At 71.6% G+C, this 15436-nt stretch carries 16 protein-coding genes and 7 tRNA genes; 14 read left to right on the top strand and 9 right to left on the bottom strand.

The window, feature by feature from the left end; translation table 11 throughout:
- Window positions 1–252: 252 nt before the first annotated feature.
- Together HEP85_RS08305 and HEP85_RS08300 are read left to right on the top strand one after the other, a co-directional pair.
- Window positions 253–1191, top strand: coding sequence for a phosphotransferase family protein (locus HEP85_RS08305; protein WP_369657646.1), 939 nt, complete (start codon window positions 253–255; stop codon window positions 1189–1191).
- Between the two features lie 74 nt (window positions 1192–1265).
- A complete protein-coding gene (locus tag HEP85_RS08300; protein WP_168527213.1) occupies window positions 1266–1574 on the top strand; it encodes a zf-TFIIB domain-containing protein in 309 nt (102 codons plus the stop codon).
- 83 nt (window positions 1575–1657) lie between these two features.
- Here the strand turns inward: HEP85_RS08300 and HEP85_RS08295 are convergent.
- The 5 genes from HEP85_RS08295 to HEP85_RS08275 form a co-directional block, all read right to left on the bottom strand.
- A tRNA-Val gene (locus tag HEP85_RS08295) sits at window positions 1658–1732 on the bottom strand.
- Window positions 1733–1771: 39 nt separating this feature from the next.
- Window positions 1772–1843, bottom strand: a tRNA-Val gene (locus tag HEP85_RS08290).
- Window positions 1844–1880: 37 nt separating this feature from the next.
- Window positions 1881–1952, bottom strand: a tRNA-Val gene (locus HEP85_RS08285).
- 1 nt (window position 1953) lies between these two features.
- A tRNA-Cys gene (locus HEP85_RS08280) sits at window positions 1954–2027 on the bottom strand.
- Window positions 2028–2067: 40 nt separating this feature from the next.
- Window positions 2068–2140 (bottom strand) — tRNA-Gly (locus HEP85_RS08275).
- Between the two features lie 156 nt (window positions 2141–2296).
- Here HEP85_RS08275 and HEP85_RS08270 point away from each other — a divergent pair.
- The 3 genes from HEP85_RS08270 to HEP85_RS08260 all read left to right on the top strand — a co-directional run bounded on the left by HEP85_RS08270 (window position 2297) and on the right by HEP85_RS08260 (window position 5112).
- Complete coding sequence (locus tag HEP85_RS08270; protein WP_168527212.1) at window positions 2297–3340, top strand: chorismate-binding protein; 1044 nt, start codon at window positions 2297–2299, stop codon at window positions 3338–3340.
- Window positions 3337–4158, top strand: a complete 822-nt coding sequence (locus tag HEP85_RS08265; RefSeq protein WP_168527211.1) for an aminotransferase class IV — start codon at window positions 3337–3339, stop codon at window positions 4156–4158. Before HEP85_RS08270 ends, HEP85_RS08265 begins: the two co-directional genes overlap by 4 nt.
- Before the next feature lie 129 nt (window positions 4159–4287).
- Window positions 4288–5112, top strand: a complete 825-nt coding sequence (locus HEP85_RS08260) for a GNAT family N-acetyltransferase (protein ID WP_168527210.1) — start codon at window positions 4288–4290, stop codon at window positions 5110–5112.
- A 22-nt stretch (window positions 5113–5134) separates the two neighbouring features.
- Here the strand turns inward: HEP85_RS08260 and HEP85_RS08255 are convergent, their stop codons facing one another.
- Window positions 5135–5650, bottom strand: a complete 516-nt coding sequence (locus HEP85_RS08255) for a DsbA family protein (RefSeq protein WP_168527209.1) — start codon at window positions 5648–5650, stop codon at window positions 5135–5137.
- Window positions 5651–5856: 206 nt separating this feature from the next.
- Here HEP85_RS08255 and HEP85_RS08250 point away from each other — a divergent pair, with 206 nt between their 5' ends.
- On the top strand, window positions 5857–6303 hold the full coding sequence (locus tag HEP85_RS08250) for a hypothetical protein (protein WP_168527208.1): 447 nt from the start codon (window positions 5857–5859) through the stop codon (window positions 6301–6303).
- A gap of 161 nt (window positions 6304–6464) precedes the next feature.
- A complete protein-coding gene (locus HEP85_RS08245) occupies window positions 6465–6617 on the top strand; it encodes a hypothetical protein (protein ID WP_168527207.1) in 153 nt (50 codons plus the stop codon).
- A gap of 167 nt (window positions 6618–6784) precedes the next feature.
- Here the strand turns inward: HEP85_RS08245 and HEP85_RS08240 are convergent, their stop codons facing one another.
- Window positions 6785–7342 (bottom strand): CGNR zinc finger domain-containing protein, encoded by a 558-nt coding sequence (locus tag HEP85_RS08240; protein WP_329286395.1) that lies wholly within the window; start codon window positions 7340–7342, stop codon window positions 6785–6787.
- A 464-nt stretch (window positions 7343–7806) separates the two neighbouring features.
- Entirely contained in the window at window positions 7807–8220 is a 414-nt protein-coding gene (locus HEP85_RS08235; protein ID WP_003959770.1) for an SsgA family sporulation/cell division regulator, read from the bottom strand.
- Between the two features lie 191 nt (window positions 8221–8411).
- On the opposite strand from HEP85_RS08235, the gene HEP85_RS08230 reads away from it, so the two are divergent.
- The 4 genes from HEP85_RS08230 to HEP85_RS08215 all read left to right on the top strand — a co-directional run bounded on the left by HEP85_RS08230 (window position 8412) and on the right by HEP85_RS08215 (window position 10536).
- Complete coding sequence (locus HEP85_RS08230) at window positions 8412–8846, top strand: TIGR02611 family protein (RefSeq protein WP_168527206.1); 435 nt, start codon at window positions 8412–8414, stop codon at window positions 8844–8846.
- Window positions 8847–8952: 106 nt separating this feature from the next.
- Window positions 8953–9024 (top strand) — tRNA-Val (locus tag HEP85_RS08225).
- Between the two features lie 954 nt (window positions 9025–9978).
- The gene (locus HEP85_RS08220) at window positions 9979–10425 is read left to right on the top strand and encodes an SRPBCC family protein (protein WP_168527205.1); all 447 of its coding nucleotides are present in this window, start codon (window positions 9979–9981) and stop codon (window positions 10423–10425) included.
- Window positions 10426–10464: 39 nt separating this feature from the next.
- A tRNA-Val gene (locus HEP85_RS08215) sits at window positions 10465–10536 on the top strand.
- 113 nt (window positions 10537–10649) lie between these two features.
- On the opposite strand, the gene HEP85_RS08210 is transcribed toward HEP85_RS08215, so the two are convergent.
- Complete coding sequence (locus tag HEP85_RS08210; protein WP_168527204.1) at window positions 10650–11375, bottom strand: 3'-5' exonuclease; 726 nt, start codon at window positions 11373–11375, stop codon at window positions 10650–10652.
- Between the two features lie 170 nt (window positions 11376–11545).
- Between HEP85_RS08210 and HEP85_RS08205 the strand changes: the two genes are divergently transcribed.
- The 3 genes from HEP85_RS08205 to thrS all read left to right on the top strand — a co-directional run bounded on the left by HEP85_RS08205 (window position 11546) and on the right by thrS (window position 15417).
- Window positions 11546–12112, top strand: coding sequence for a DUF4365 domain-containing protein (locus HEP85_RS08205; RefSeq protein WP_153291635.1), 567 nt, complete (start codon window positions 11546–11548; stop codon window positions 12110–12112).
- Window positions 12109–13326 carry a hypothetical protein gene (locus HEP85_RS08200; protein WP_369657645.1) on the top strand — a complete coding sequence of 406 codons (1218 nt, stop codon included), beginning with the start codon at window positions 12109–12111 and terminating at the stop codon, window positions 13324–13326. Before HEP85_RS08205 ends, HEP85_RS08200 begins: the two co-directional genes overlap by 4 nt.
- 105 nt (window positions 13327–13431) lie before the next feature.
- The gene (gene thrS / locus HEP85_RS08195) at window positions 13432–15417 is read left to right on the top strand and encodes a threonine--tRNA ligase (protein WP_168527203.1); all 1986 of its coding nucleotides are present in this window, start codon (window positions 13432–13434) and stop codon (window positions 15415–15417) included.
- Window positions 15418–15436: the final 19 nt, after the last annotated feature.

The raw sequence follows: 15436 nt of genomic DNA, 5'->3' as shown, positions 1-15436 counted from the left end.
GAGGCCGGCGGGTCCTCGGGCCGATGATGAGCCCGCAGGTCGGGATTCATGTGTTCCGGTGTTCCGGCAACCCCGAACCCGTGCCGCTCCCGCGTCGCCGTCCGCCGCCGTGGCGGCCCGGGGAGGAGAGCGCGACAGCGGGCGCGGGGGACGGCCGAGAGACCGGGGGACGGAGGACCGGGGGACGCGGGATTCTCGCGGCGCGCCCCGCTGCGTACGCTCGCCCGGTACCGAACGCACCCAGGGGGACCCGTGACCGCAGATGTGCTGCCCGCCCTGACCACCGGGGCGCGGAGCGCGGCCCACCCCACCGCCGGCGCCTGCGCGCACCGGGACAGTGTCCTCGCCGACCGGCCCGACGGCACCGTCGTACGCCACGGCGACACCGTGGCCAAGGCCCACGCGTCCGGCACGGACGCCGCCGGCCTCTCCCGCCGCCTCGCGGTCGCCGCGCACCCCGCCCTGGCCGGCATCCTCCTCGCCCCGCTCCGTCCGGAGCCCGCCGACCTCCACGGGCGGCCGGTCAGCTTCTGGCCGTACGGCATCCCCGTCGACCCCGAGGTTCCCGAGGCGGCCCCCTGGGAGGCGGCCGCGATCCTGCTGGCCCGTCTCCACCGAACCCCCGTTCCGGCCGGCCTGCCGCCCATGCGGGGCCCCGTCAAGGCGGCCCGGGCGATCGCGCGGCTCCGGTCGGCGGGTCCGCACCCGGCCACCGCTCCGGTCCTGCGCGCCTGGGCGGGCCTCCCCGCCTGGGCCCGCGCCGAGGCGGCCATGCCGGGCCCGGCCACCCTGTGCCACGGAGACCTGCACCTCGGCCAGCTCGTCCGTCACCCCGCACCCGCCGGCCACTGGCTCCTCATCGACGTGGACGACCTCGGTGCGGGCGTCCCGTCCTGGGACCTGGCCCGCCCGGCCGCCTGGTACGCCTGCGGCCTTCTCCCGCCCGACGACTGGACCCGCTTCCTGACCGCCTACCGGGGCGCGGCAGGCCCGGCGGTCCCCGCCGACGGCGACCCGTGGCCCGCCCTGGACGTGGCGGCCCGCGCCCTCACGGTGCAGACCGCGGCCCTGGCGATCGCCAAGTCCGTCGCGGCGGACCGCCCGTTGGACGAGGTGCAGCAGGCCGTGATCGACGCGTGCGCCCGAATGGGAGCCGTCCCGCCGCAGTTGGCACCTGGTCCGACGACGTAGGGTGCAACCGATCGAAGCCGGACAGTGTCTGTCCTGGCGGAAGCAGTACCGACCGGCGAGGAGTTGAGCCGAGCATGCAGTGTCCGAAGTGCCATGCGCCGATGCACACGTACAACCGCAACGGTGTCCAGATCGAGCAGTGCAGCGGCTGCCGCGGGATCTTTCTCGACTACGGCGAGCTGGAGGCGCTGACCCGCGTGGAGTCGCAGTGGTCGCAGCCCGCGCCGCCGCCCCCGGCCGCCCCGCAGGCGTACCCGTCCGCTCCCGCGCCCGCCTGGGGTGCCCCGCACGGCGGCGGTGGCCACGGTGGCGGTCACTACGGCGGCGGCCACGGCGGCCACCACCGTCACAAGAGCTTCGGGCACATGCTCTTCTCGTCGTGACCGTGCCGGCCGGGGTGTCCCCGGCCGGGCGTGGCGCACACGACGAAGCCCCCGACCGTACGAGACGGCCGGGGGCTTCTGGCTGGTGCGCGATACTGGGATTGAACCAGTGACCTCTTCCGTGTCAGGGAAGCGCTCTCCCGCTGAGCTAATCGCGCGGGACGGACCTCAAGGTACAGGATCCGCGGCGTACTGCGTGCGCGATACTGGGATTGAACCAGTGACCTCTTCCGTGTCAGGGAAGCGCTCTCCCGCTGAGCTAATCGCGCGGGTTCGGATCTCGCACACCAGTGCGGGGTGATCCAGTGGACGATACTGGGATTGAACCAGTGACCTCTTCCGTGTCAGGGAAGCGCTCTCCCGCTGAGCTAATCGTCCTTGGAGGTGGAGACGGGATTTGAACCCGTGTAGACGGCTTTGCAGGCCGTTGCCTCGCCTCTCGGCCACTCCACCAGGAGCGCGGGGGTTCGGGTGGATCCCCCACTGTCCTGCGAGCGGACGACCAGGTTCGAACTGGCGACCTCAACCTTGGCAAGGTTGCGCTCTACCAACTGAGCTACGTCCGCTTGTCGTTTCCGGTCGGCTTGCGCGTCCCGGCGACGTGTTGAACTCTAGCGGATTCCCCGGCCAGTACAAAAACGCGTTTGCGCAGCGTGCTGCGGTCTGTCCGCCCGAGGACACGGTCGGGGCACCCGCAGGTCACCCGCCCTAGACTCGACTGCGTGCTCGACCTCCCTCCTCTCGCCCGCTTCGGTGGCCTCGTCGCGACCGGTCTCCTCGATGTCACCGGCGACCCCGCGGCCCTGGACTCCACCGGCTTCTGGGCCGTCTCGGCCGACTTCGAGGGGCGTCTGGTCTGCGCCCGTTTCGCCGACGTACGGCGCGAGCCGGTGCCCGCCCCCGTGCCCGGCCGGTGGCGCGGTCCGGCCGCCGGTGACTGGACGTCGTCCCTCGACCGCGCCGCGTACACACGGGGTGTCCGCCGCATCCGCGACGACATAGCCGCCGGCGAGGTCTACCAGACCAACCTCTGCCGCGTCCTGTCCGCGCCGCTCGCCCCCGACGCCGACCTGGACGCGCTGACCGCCCTGCTGGCCCGCGGCAACCCCGCCCCGTACGCCGGAACCGTCCGGCTGCCCCGGCAGGGCGTCGAGATCGCCACCGCCTCACCCGAGCTCTTCCTGCGCCGCACCGGCCGCACGGTCGAGTCCGGCCCCATCAAGGGCACCGGCCGCACCGAGGCCGACCTGCTGCAGAAGGACTACGCCGAGAACGTGATGATCGTCGACCTGGTCCGCAACGACCTCGGACGGGTCTGTGCCACCGGCACTGTGACCGTGCCCGACCTGTGCGCCGTCGAGAAGCATCCCGGGCTCGTCCACCTCGTCTCCACCGTCCGCGGCGAGCTGCGCGAGGACGCCGGCTGGCCCGAGCTGCTCGCCGCCGCCTTCCCGCCCGGCTCGGTCACCGGCGCCCCCAAGGCCAGTGCCCTGCACATCATCGACGCGCTGGAGACCGCCCCGCGCGGCCCCTACTGCGGGGGCATCGGATGGGTCGACGCGGACCGCGGCACCGCGGAACTCGCCGTCGGCATCCGCACCTTCTGGGCCGACCGTGAGGAGGGCGTCCTGCGGTTCGGCACCGGGGCGGGCATCACCTGGGGCTCCGACCCCGAGGGCGAATGGCGCGAGACCGAGCTGAAGGCGTCCCGACTGCTCGCTGTAGCGTCGGGAGCATTCGAGGTGAGTGAAGGGATCCTGACGTGAAGATCTGGCTCGACGGCGGGCTGCAGGACAGCGAGTCCGCCCGTGTCTCCGTCTTCGATCACGGACTGACCGTGGGCGACGGCATCTTCGAGACCGTGAAGGCGGTGGAAGGGCGGCCGTTCGCGCTGACCCGGCACCTCGACCGACTGGCCCGCTCCGCGCGCGGCCTCGGGCTGCCCGACCCCGATCGCGACGAGGTGCGCCGCGCCTGCGCGGCCGTCCTGGACGCCGACCCGATGCCGCTCGGCCGCCTGCGCATCACGTACACCGGCGGCCACGGCCCGCTCGGCTCGGACCGGGGAGACCGCGGTCCGACCCTGGTCGTCGCCCTGGGCGAGTCCGCGCGGCGCCCCGACTCCACCGCCGTGATCACCGTGCCGTGGACCCGCAACGAGCGCGGCGCCGTCACCGGCCTCAAGACCACCTCCTACGCCGAGAACGTGGTCGCGCTGGCCCGAGCGCGCGAACAGGGCGCGTCCGAGGCGCTGTTCGCCAACACGGTCGGGCAGCTGTGCGAGGGCACCGGGTCGAACGTCTTCGTCGTGCTCGACGGCGAGATCCACACCCCGCCGGTGGCCTCCGGCTGCCTCGCCGGCATCACCCGCGCGCTCGCCGTCGAGTGGACCGGCGCCAAGGAGTCCGACCTGCCGCTGGACGTCCTGGAGCGCGCCGACGAGATCTTCCTGACCTCCACCCTGCGGGACGTGCAGGGCGTGCACCGGGTCGACGGACGTGAACTCCCGGGCGCGCCCGGACCGGTGACGGCCAAGGCGATGCGGATCTTCGACGAGCGGGCCGGACACGACCTCGATCCGTAGGACGGCCCGCCCCGACCACGCGTGCCACGGCCCGGAGCCCCGGGCCCGGTCCGTCGTCAGCGGTGAACGGTCCGCGGGCGGACGTAAATCGGGATGACGAGGGACCGCGGGGCGGGTAGAACACCCCTGATGACCACCACTCTGCGGCCGACCGAGCCGCTTCAGCGCGGAGCCGGCGGGGCGCTGTCCCGCCACTACCAGGTGTGCGTGAACAGCCGCCCCGTGGGCGGCGTCCGTCTCTCCACCCATCCCGAGTACGGGCCCACCGTGGGCGTGATCGGGGAGCTGGGCATCGACGAGCCGGACCGCGGACGGGGCCGGGGCACGGTGGCCGCGCTCGCGGCCGAGGAGGTGGCGCGCGGCTGGGGCTGCCGACGCGTCGAGACCTCGGTGCCCGGGGACGCGGAGGCCGCGCTCCGGCTCGCCACGACACTCGGATACGTCCTCAGCAACCGCAACATGACCAAGCGCCTGGACGGGCCGCCGCCCGGACTGCCCGCCGGGAGCGTCGGGCGGCCCATGACCGAGGCCGAGTACGTTCCCTGGCTGGCCGCCGAGCGCGAGGCGTTCGCCCGCACCCTGATCGAGCGGGGCGTGCCGGAGGCGGAGGCGTACTCCAAGACCGACCAGGGGCATGCCAGGTTCATGCCGGACGGCCTGGCCAGCGAGAACACGCTGATCAGCGTCCTGGAGCAGGACGGAATCCCGGTCGGCACCCTGTGGGTGGGGCTGTGGCCCGACACGGCGTACGTGCTCGACGTCGAGGCCGACGCGGCGCACCGGGGCCGCGGTCACGGGCGCACCCTGATGCTGCTCGCCGAGGCCCAGGCCGTCACCGGCGGGCGGGACCGCATCGGCCTGAACGTGTTCGCGGGCAACACCCCGGCCGAGAAGCTCTACGAGTCGCTCGGCTACACGACGAGCTCGTACCACCTCTACAAGAACCTGCTCTGAGGGCGGACCCGCTCCAAGGGCGCTACTCGCTCCCGGCCAGCAGCCGGTCGGCGATCTCCTCGACGCGCTCGCGCAGGCCCTGCCGGCTCTTGCCGCCGTCGAGCCGTTCGCCGCCGATGACGTACGTCGGGGTGCCGGTCACCCCGATGGCCTTGCCCTCGGCCTGGTCGGCGTCGACGATCAGGATGTGCCGACCGTCGACCAGGGCGGTGTCGAACTCCTCAGCGTCCAGGCCGAGTTCACGGGCGACCTCGATCAGGAAGGGCTCGCCCTCGCGGTCCAGCTCCTCGACACGGCCGAGCACCGCCTCGACGTACTCCCAGGACCGGCCCTGCTCCGCGGCCTCCTCGGCGGCCTGCGCGGCGGCGAAGGCGTGCCGGTGCTTCTCCAGCGGGAAGTGCCGCAGGCGCAGCTCCAGCCGGTCGCCGTAGCGAGCGCGCAGCGCGCGCAGGTCGTCGAGGGCGTCGCGGCAGTCGGGGCACTGGAGTTCGCACCAGACGTCCAGGACGGCGGTGGTGGGTGCGGAGGAGTCGTTCATGGCCCCAGTCTCGCAGTCCCGGGTCCGCCGGCCCACAGGGGACCGAGGGGGCACGGGCCGGTGACCCGCGGACCGGGACCTGGGGAGGACCCTGACCCGGAGATGTCCCTGAGGTGTGCCCGGAGCATGGCATATCGGGCGCGGGGCGGTGCAGGATGGAAGGGACGAACCGCCCCGCCCCGTCGAGCCGTGCCCTGGAGGACCGGATGATTGCCGAGACCGTCTGTTCCGCCGTCTCCGCCGCCGGCCTGGGCATCGCGGCGGTCACGGCCTACCGCAAGCGTTTCCTCGCCGCCGCCCGCATCGCCGCCTACGCACTGGTGCCGGTCGGACTGGTGATGACCGGGGTCGTCGGCTGGCTGGCCGACACCGCGTTCAGCCCGACCGCGTGGGCGGGTTTCGCCGTGCTCGCCGCGGCCTGGCTGCTGTTCATGACGGTGCGGGCCGTGGAGCGTCGCGGCGGCGGAACGCGCAAGGAACGCAAAGCGGCCGCCCGGGCCGCCCAGCGTGAGGCCGTGGCCCCCACCGCCTCGGCGCCCTCGCTGAGCCAGGGCCCCCGCCCGGCCGCGCGCCCCGCGACGGCTCCCCGGGCCTCCGGCGCGGGGGACGACTTCAGCGACATCGAGGCCATCCTGAAGAAGCACGGCATATGACGCCCCGCGCGGTCTGAAGCGACACGGCGGATCATGCGGGTCGCGGAAACGATCACGTTCGTTCCTGCTCATCGCGGATATTGAGGATATTGGCGAACTCGCTGTCATCCCGGGCGTGTTGATCGCGCGGCGGGTGGTGGCTGCGTCATCATCGCCGCGAGATGCTGGACACAACACAGAGCGACCCCGCCGCGCCGTCCGAGGAGCGGCGAGGTTGTCTCTTCGCACTTTCCCAGCCACCGCTGATGATCTTCCTGGCGGTGATCGGCTGTCTCCTGCTCATGGCTTCGCTGCACGACCTGCTGCTGCTCTGAGCCGTACACGGAGCCCCTGGCGTCACCCGTCGAGGGCTCCGTAGCCCGCCGCCGTCCAGTCCGTCGCACGTCAGTCCGCCACAGTCCGGCCCGCCACAGTCCGGCCCCGTCACAGTCCGGCCCCGTCACACGGCGGGCCGTTCGTCGCCGGCCTCCCGGCGAACCCCTCAGCCCGCGGCTTCCTTGCGGCGTGCCCGGTACGCGGCCACGTGGAGCCGGTTTCCGCACGTCCGGCTGTCGCAGTAGCGGCGCGAGCGGTTGCGCGAGAGATCCACGAAGGCCCGCCGGCAGTCCGGTGCCTCGCACCGGCGCAGCCGGTCCTGTTCCCCGGCGACCACGAAGAACGCCAGCGCCATCCCGCAGTCGGCCGCGAGGTGGTCGGCGACCGAGGCGCCGGGCGCGAAGTAGTGCACGTGCCAGTCGTAGCCGTCGTGGTCGGTGAGACGGGGCGTGGTGCCCGCGGCGGCGACCAGCTCGTTGATGAGCCCGGCGGCGATCCGCGGCTCGTCGGCGGCGAAGACCCCGGCGAACCGGCCGCGGACCCCGCGCACGGCCGCGAGATCCCGCTCCGACAGCACACCGACATCGCTGATGTCGTGCTTTCGTACGAAATCGGCGAGGGACGGGACATCCGCGAGTCCGTCCGCCGTGTCGTCCTCCGGCGCGGTGTTCACCAGATCCACCACGGTGTCGAGGGCGCACCGGGTGTCGTGGGTGATCAGCACGTTTCGCTCCCTGGCCTGAGGGTCGGGCGGCCGCCCGCCGATGCTGGCCGATGGTAGTGCTTCCCGGCGGCGGGGGAGCGCGGACGGCTCTGTGGTGCCCGGGGCGGGCGTGTGTGCGCTGGGTGACCGGGCGCATGGCGCGGAAGGGCGGAGGAACCGGACGGACGTCGTGAGGTGCCGACGGTGCCGGGTCCCTGTCCGGCCGCGCCGCGCCGCCCCGATCCGCGTCGCCTTCGGTCCGGTGTCGCCACGCGTCACCCCGAGTCACGGTCGCGGGACCCAGGGTGCGCGGCGCTACACGCACCGACGCCGTCGCCGCGGAAGTCCGCGGCGACGGCGCCGGTGTTCGTGATCTGTGCGGTTGTGCCACATGCTGTTGTGCCTAACTCGGTTGTGCCCTATGCGGTTGTGTTAGCCCGAGCCGTCTCCCCGAGTGGACGGCGCCGGGCGGCTCTGTGGCGTCGCTAGCTCTCGGCCAGGATGTGTGAGAGCTCCGTGTCGAGATCGAAGTGCCGGTGTTCCGTGCCTGGGGGCACGGCGGCGTCCGTTCGCTTCAGGAAGGACTCCAAGGCCCGCGCCGGGGCCTCGAGCAGAGCCTCGCCCTCCGGGGAGCTCAGGGCGATGCATACGACGCCCTGACCATGACTTCGGGACGGCCAGACTCGGACGTCGCCGGTACCGGTGGGCCGATGGAGGCCCTCCGCGAGGAGGTCGCGGGCGAACACCCACTCGACGGTTTCCTCGGCTCCGGTGTGGAAGGTGGCGTGCACGGCGTAGGGATCGGCCGTGTCATACCGCAGTCCTGCGGGAACAGGCAGTGAGGACTCGCTCGACACAACGAGGCGCAGGTGCAGCTCGCAGCTGACCGTGGTGTTCATAAGCGCCAGGGCCTTTCGCTCAGTGTGCGCTCGGGGATTCGCACGTCGGCGAAATCGACATGCCACCTACGGTGCCGTTGTAAACCCCTCTGAGTGTTTTGCGTGCCTTTACGTAACTCATCCGGCCGAGGGTGCCTTCGCCGGATAGGGCCATTCCGGTGACTGGTTTCTCTCCGGTAGGGTTTGGTCGTATGAATACGGGGAGTGACGAGCCGGGCGAGGGTGCCGTGGCCGATGGCGAGAAGAAGGCCGAGCAGCCGCTCGGTTCGCGGGCGCCGGAATTCATCAAGGCGCGTCGTGCGCTGCACCTGAGCTGGCAGGTGGGCGTTTTCGTCGTGGGGCTCGCGGTGGTCGTCGCGGGCGTGATCATGCTTCCGCTGCCCGGTCCGGGCTGGCTGGTGATCTTCGGCGGCATGGCGATCTGGGCGACCGAGTTCGTCTGGGCGCAGTTGGTGCTCCGCTGGACGAAGCGCAAGGTCACGGAGGCGACGCAGCGGGCTCTCGACCCCGCGGTCCGCCGTCGCAACATCATCCTGACGACCGTCGGCCTCGTGATCATCGCGGCACTCTGCGCCGTCTACCTCTGGAAGTTCGGCTTCCAGATGCCCTGGAACATCAAAGAGTGACAAAGGGTGGCAAGGGGTGGCGGAGGGACGTCCGCGGGACGTCCCCGCAGTGCCCCCTGCCGGTCGGAGTCACCCCCTGACATGGGGTAATGTTCTCCCTGCGCCCGGGCGATTAGCTCAGCGGGAGAGCGCTTCGTTCACACCGAAGAGGTCACTGGTTCGATCCCAGTATCGCCCACAAGCACGGTTGGCGGCCCAGCTCCACGGATACGTGGAGCTGGGCCGCCTTCGTCGTTTCCGCGCCAGGTCACAACGGGGCGCGTCACTCTGTGTAGCGCGGCGATGGCGCGTAGCGCGTGATCTCGGCCATGGGGGCCGCGTGGCCGGAGAGCGCGTCGAGGGTGAACGAGGATGGCCTCGGTGCTCGGTGCTCGGTGCTCGGTGCTCGGTGCTCGGTGCTGGGTCTGGGTGCAGGCCCCGGTCTCCGCGGCAGGGTCGGCCGCGTGCGGGTTGTACCGGCGGGGTGAGGGCGCCTCGGCCGGAGTGGGCGACGTCGCCAACAGCCGGCGGCGCCCCACTGAGCACGCCAGCCTCGGGTGACCCGCCGTCAGCACTCGCGTCGGCACTCGCGTCACCTCCGCACACCGCCTCCGGGTGCCCTCTCCCGCGCCCGAGGATCAAGGGGGAGAGGGACTTCCAGGATTATGTGGCCTTTTGGGATAAGTCCCGGACCCGGACCGCCTGTGGAAATCGGCAGGACCTATTCCGGAACGCGGTCGGCTTGTTGCGCAAGTACGACAAAAGAGGTGTGCTGCTCGGCCTCGGGCCGCGGATAGGCGCCGGAAATGCTGGAGTCGAGAAGGTCGGCCAAGTCGGCGGAAAGCAATCGGGTTATTCCGGCCGGATCCAACACGATGTCACTTGTCCCCGACGAGAGGGTATTTGAGAAGTCGGTCGCCGCGCCGTAGCGGGGCTGGACCCGCGACGGATACCTCGCCGCTCCGAAGCAGATCCACGGCGCCCGGTAGGTGTCCGGCGGCGCGGACCGTGTCGGCATCGTCGACGGGCCGGTGGCCGTCCGTCCACCACTCCGTCAGACCGGCCCCGTCGAAACCGAGTCCGTGATCCCCGGTGACACAAGCCGGCACGTACCCGTCTCGTACGCGCGACCCCGGACCGGCACACTCGGTCCATGGACTGGTGTCACTACCGCTTCCGCAGCCTGTGGGCCCTGCCCGCGCCGCCCGCCGACGTCTACCGCGCTCTCGAACAGGCCGAGGACTACCCGCGCTGGTGGCCCCAGGTCCGCGAGGTGCGCCCGGCCGGCGAACGGAGCGGCACCATCCGTATCCGCTCGTTCCTGCCGTACGACCTCGTGTTCACCGCACAGGAGGTGCGGAGCGACCCGGTCGCCGGGGTGCTGGAGATCGCGATGTCGGGCGACATCGAGGGCTGGGCCCGCTGGACCCTGTGCCCCGACGGGCCGGGCACCCGTGCCCGGTACGACCAGGAGGTCGACGTGCGCAAGCCCCTGCTGCGGCGGCTCGCCCTGCCGGGACGGCCTCTGTTCCGGCTCAACCACGCGCTGATGATGCGTGCGGGGCAGCACGGACTGAGGACCTCGCTGCGAGCGGTTTGAACGACACCCGCCAGAACCTGTATCGTTCAGTGCGTTCCCGGGCGATTAGCTCAGTGGGAGAGCGCTTCGTTCACACCGAAGAGGTCACTGGTTCGAACCCAGTATCGCCCACCGGGAAAGGCCGGTCCGTCACAGACGGACCGGCCTTCTTGCATACCCGGGCGGCCGGCGCCGGTGTCCACGCGGGCCGCACCACACCCTCGCGTGGGCCGCCGCACCCCCGCTCAAGCCGCCGCGGACAGCTCCGGCCGCAGGGGCCACGACGGATCGACCGACTCCTGCGAACCGCTGCGCGCGAACCAGGCCTGCAGCCCACGTGCCTGCGCCGCGTGCCACACCGACTGCAAGGTGTGCAGCTCGGCGGGGGAGAGCCGCTCCAGCCGGGGCGCGAACCGGCGCCCCAGCGCCCGTACCACCTCCATCGCGGCCAGCGCGTCCGCCCCCGCGTCATGCGCGCCCTCCAGCGCGACGCCGTAGTGCGCGCACAGGTCGGTGAGCGTGCGCCGGCCTTTGCGGTAGCGGTCCAGATGTTTGTCCAGGACCCGTGGATCGAGCACGCGCAGCGGCGCCGACTCGAACCAGCGGTCGAGGCAGGACGCCCGATGCCGGCGCAACTCCCGGTCCAGCAGCGTCAGATCGAACGGCGCGTTCATCACCACCAGCGGGCGGCCCACCGCGGCCTGCTCGCCCAGCACCCGGACTATCTCGTCCATCACCGGGGACGGCCAGCGACCGTTGCGCTGCAGATGTTCCTCCGTCAGCCCGTGCACCGCCGTCGCGCCCTCGGGCACCGGCACCCCCGGGTTCACCAGCCACCGGGTCACCCGGGGGCGGGAACCCGCGGCGTCCTGGACGACGACGGCGGCCGACACGATCCGGTCGGTCTCGACGTCCACGCCCGTGGTCTCCGTGTCGAACGCGGCCAAGGGGCCCTCGTACCAGCACGTCATACGCACACAACTCCTCGTTCACCCACGGCAGCTGACGCACCGTCTTCTGCCCGTTTGGTGATACCCGGGCTGTTTGCGCCGTACGCCGGAAGGAGACAACAGAGGTACGGGTCTTTGCAGTTCAGCGGCCCGTCGCGGGGATTCTCTTGGCTTGGAAGGCTGTTGGACTCATGGCAATCGCGCAGCCCGAGCGGGGTGGGCTGCTGCCCCAGCGGACGGCACCCCATCGCGGCACGCTCGCCACCACCGCCTGCATGGAGACACTGCAGGTCGGCTACCTGCACGCCGTCGCCGCGGCGGCGGGCTGCTCCCTGTCCCAGCCCTTTCCGGACAACGGGATCGACTGGCACGTCAGTCACAGCGGCCCGGGACACACGGTCGACGACGAAGTCACCATCAAGGTGCAGCTCAAGTGCACGTACCAGATCCCGCCGAACCCCCCGGGCCCCGCCTTCTCCTTCACGCTCGACAACGAGCACCTGGCGAAGCTCGCCCGCACCCCGGTCTCCGTGCACAAGATCCTGGTCGTGATGCTCGTGCCCCGGTCCCAGGACGACTGGCTGCGCGCCAGCCACGACCGCCTCGACCTGCGGCACTGCTGCTACTGGACCAACCTCGCCGGGCAGCCCGTCACGGGCCGGCGCAGAACCACCGTCCGCATACCGACCTCGCGCATATTCGACGACCGGGCCCTGTGCGAGATCATGACGCGGGTCGGGACGGGAGGCAGGCCATGACGCACCGCCCGATCGACGAACCCCTCCGACCGGTCAGGCCGCACCCCGCCGAGGCCCACTGGACCGAGCCGCCCGAGCCCGGCCAGGTCGACCCCGCCGTGCTCAGCGCCCTGCTGCACCGGCACGGCTGGCAACGTCGCGGCGGCGCCGCGGGACGGTACGGCAGGTGGACCCCACCCGGGCCCGGCGGCTCGGGCACCAGCCTGCTCGTGCCGGAGAACCGGGCCTTCCCCGACAGCGACGACCTTCTCGGCGAGGCCCTCGACGCGCTCTCCCGCAGCGGCTCCCCCTCCGCGCGCGACGTGCTGGTCGCCCTCGCCGTGCCCAGCGACGAGATCCGCTGGTGGCGCGACGTCCCGGCCGGTCCCGTCGGCGTCACACCCTGGAGCGTCGAGGAGCGGCTGCGCTCGGCCGCCCGCCAGATGCTGCTCGCGGCCGCCCTCGCCACCCGCGCGCGGGCCGGCTACTACGGCGCCCGGTACCGCAGGCCCGCCGCCGCGTCCCTGGAGAACGTCCTCGTCGGCGCCGAACCGGGCGGACGCCGGCTCACCGCCTTCGTGCCCGTGGACACCGGCCGGTCGCTGGCCGTACGCCTGCACCAGGCGCTGTACGCCGCCCGCGAGGCCATCGACTACCAGCGGGCCACCGGCGGCATGGACGCCTTCGACGCGGCCGTCGAGGCGGGCGTCAGCCACGAACTCACCGAGGCCGTCGTCGCCCTCGTACGCGGCACCGAGGGCGCCCGCGTCGCCGTCGAGTGGGCGCCCGCGGCCGGCGTCCCCGAGGGCTGCGCGGCGCCCGACGAGGCCGTCGAGTTCTCGCCCGGCGACGTGCCCGTGTTGCGCGAGGCCGCGGCCCGTTATCTGCGCGAGGAGCCGTCCGTGCCGGTCCGGATCACCGGCGCCGTGGTGCGGATACGCAGGTCGGAGCCGCGCGGTGAGGGCACCGTACGACTGCGGGTCATCGCGGGCGCGGAGGTCCCGTACGTGCGCGTGACCCTCGACGAGGAGGCGTACCGGATAGCCGGGCAGGCCCATCTCGTCGGGCTGCCGGTGCGGGTGCACGGGCGGCTGGAGAGCCGCGGCGGCTTCCGCAGGCTCACGGACGCCTCCGGAGTCGTACCCGTGCAGGTCGACGAGGCCGAACGCGACCGGCTGATGAAGTCGCTCCAGGAGAATCTGGACTTCTTCGAGGAGGCGTGCAGCGGGGACTGAGCCCGGACCGGCGAGAACCGTTTCGCGGAGGGAGGCCTCGGCTCGGTACGATTCCTGTCTGCGCCCGCGCGTAGCGGCGCGCCCACCTTCAGGCAGGAGAGTCCGGTGTCAGACGTCCGTGTGATCATCCAACGCGATTCCGAGCGGGAAGAGCGCGTGGTGACGACGGGCACAACGGCCGCCGATCTCTTCGCCGGCGAGCGCACCGTCGTCGCGGCGCGCGTGGCCGGCGAGCTGAGGGACCTCGCGTACGAGGTGAAGGACGGCGAGGAGGTCGAGCCCGTCGAGATCTCCTCACCGGACGGCCTCAACATCCTGCGCCACTCCACCGCGCACGTCATGGCCCAGGCCGTGCAGGAGCTCTTCCCGGACGCCAAGCTCGGCATCGGCCCGCCCGTCAAGGACGGCTTCTACTACGACTTCGACGTGGAGAAGCCGTTCACGCCCGAGGACCTCAAGGCCGTCGAGAAGAAGATGCAGGAGATCCAGAAGCGCGGCCAGCGCTTCTCCCGCCGCGTGGTCAGCGACGAGGACGCCCGCGAGGAGCTCGCGGCGGAGCCGTACAAGCTGGAGCTCATCGGCATCAAGGGCTCCGCGGCCGCCCAGGACGGGGCCGACGGCGCGGACGTCGAGGTCGGCGGCGGCGAGCTGACGATCTACGACAACCTCGACGCCAAGACCGGCGAGCTGTGCTGGAAGGACCTCTGCCGCGGTCCTCACCTGCCCACCACCCGCAACATCCCGGCGTTCAAGCTCATGCGCAACGCCGGCGCGTACTGGCGCGGCAGCGAGAAGAACCCGATGCTCCAGCGCATCTACGGCACCGCCTGGCCGTCCAAGGACGAGTTGAAGGCGCACCTGGACTTCCTCGCCGAGGCCGAGAAGCGCGACCACCGCAAGCTGGGCAACGAGCTGGACCTCTTCTCCATCCCGGACCAGATCGGCTCCGGCCTCGCCGTCTTCCACCCCAAGGGCGGCATCATCCGCCGGGTCATGGAGGACTACTCGCGCCGGCGCCACGAGGAGGAGGGCTACGAGTTCGTCTACACCCCGCACGCGACCAAGGGGAAGCTCTTCGAGACCTCGGGCCACCTGGACTGGTACGCCGACGGCATGTACCCGCCCATGCAGCTCGACGAGGGCGTGGACTACTACCTCAAGCCCATGAACTGCCCGATGCACAACCTGATCTTCGACGCGCGCGGCCGCTCGTACCGCGAACTGCCCCTGCGTCTCTTCGAGTTCGGGACCGTGTACCGATACGAGAAGTCGGGCGTCGTGCACGGCCTGACCCGCGCCCGCGGCTTCACGCAGGACGACGCGCACATCTACTGCACCAAGGAGCAGATGGCGGACGAGCTCGACAAGACGCTCACCTTCGTCCTGAACCTGCTGCGCGACTACGGCCTCACCGACTTCTACCTCGAGCTGTCCACCAAGGACCCGGAGAAGTTCGTCGGCTCCGACGAGGTCTGGGAGGAGGCCACCGAGACGCTGCGGCAGGTGGCCGAGAAGCAGGGCCTCCCGCTCGTCCCGGACCCGGGCGGCGCCGCGTTCTACGGCCCGAAGATCTCCGTCCAGACCAAGGACGCCATCGGCCGGACCTGGCAGATGTCGACCGTGCAGCTCGACTTCAACCTGCCCGAGCGCTTCGACCTGGAGTACACCGGTCCCGACGGCACCAAGCAGCGTCCGGTGATGATCCACCGCGCGCTCTTCGGTTCCATCGAGCGCTTCTTCGCGGTGCTCCTGGAGCACTACGCGGGCGCGTTCCCGGCCTGGCTGGCGCCCGTCCAGGCGGTCGGCATCCCGATCGGCGACGCGCACGTGGAGTATCTCGACGCGTTCGCCGCCGAGGCGAAGAAGAAGGGCCTGCGCGTCGAGGTCGACTCCTCCTCCGACCGCATGCAGAAGAAGATCCGCAACGCGCAGAAGCAGAAGGTGCCCTTCATGGTCATCGCGGGCGACGAGGACATGGCGGCCGGCGCCGTCTCCTTCCGCTACCGCGACGGCTCGCAGGAGAACGGCATCCCCGTCGACGAGGCGATCGCCAAGATCGCGAAGATCGTCGAGGAGCGCACGCAGGTCTGAGGCGGGCAGGTCTGACGCG

This window comes from Streptomyces sp. RPA4-2 (assembly GCF_012273515.2).
Classification (GTDB): domain Bacteria; phylum Actinomycetota; class Actinomycetes; order Streptomycetales; family Streptomycetaceae; genus Streptomyces; species Streptomyces kaempferi.
This window is presented reverse-complemented; position numbering and strand designations above follow the sequence as displayed.